This window comes from Psychrobacter sp. 1U2, assembly GCF_051847575.1.
In genome coordinates this window covers 1-581 of record NZ_JBPYDC010001526.1, presented here as the reverse complement: position 1 = coordinate 581, position 581 = coordinate 1, and the positions used below count along the sequence as shown (strand labels likewise).

Below are 581 nucleotides of genomic sequence, written 5' to 3'. Positions count from 1 at the left end.
AAATGCTGCTGATTTTAAAATTCATGATTTGCTAGATTTCGCATTAAAAGGCAATAATTCATTAAACATAGTCGTTAATAAATTTATAAATCATATGAGTCTACATTATGATTTCGACTTAATATTGAAACAATTAGGTATTTTAATAAACATCATAATTTCAAAAAAAATTATGCCTACTAATGGCTTTATTGAAAGAGTTTGTGAAATACTCTTCTGTAATTTAGCTAACTATAATAAGCTAGATTTTGATAACCATAAGATGTCTCTTAATTCTTATTTTGAAACATACTTTCATCGTCGTCCAATAAGAGTAGATAGCTTTGAAAACATGAAAACTGTGAAAGATAATACTTTATACATAGTATATGGAACGTCACAACCTTTACTAAGTGCCAAAAATATAAATTAATACATTGTATAGATCAGAAGCTAATTTTTATTCTTAGCACTCTGACAACGCTCTGAACAATAAACCACTTGCTCCCAATCCTTCTCCCATTTCTTGCACCACGTAAAGGATCGCTGGCAGACGGAGCCTATTTTTTGCGATAAACTTACTTTTCATACAAAAAATAAGA

General features: G+C 29.1%; 1 protein-coding gene and 1 pseudogene. One reads left to right on the top strand and one right to left on the bottom strand.

The genetic code is table 11. The annotated features are described in order from the left end of the window. The coding region (locus tag ACS8FD_RS23000) for a hypothetical protein (RefSeq protein ID WP_439277562.1) at positions 1 to 412 on the top strand (412 nt) is incomplete at its 5' end. A 20-nt stretch (positions 413 to 432) separates the two neighbouring features. Here the strand turns inward: ACS8FD_RS23000 and ACS8FD_RS22995 are convergent. Further along, positions 433 to 552, bottom strand: a pseudogene (locus ACS8FD_RS22995) (DUF2256 domain-containing protein); the annotation flags it as partial. Between the last annotated feature and the right edge of the window lie 29 nt (positions 553 to 581).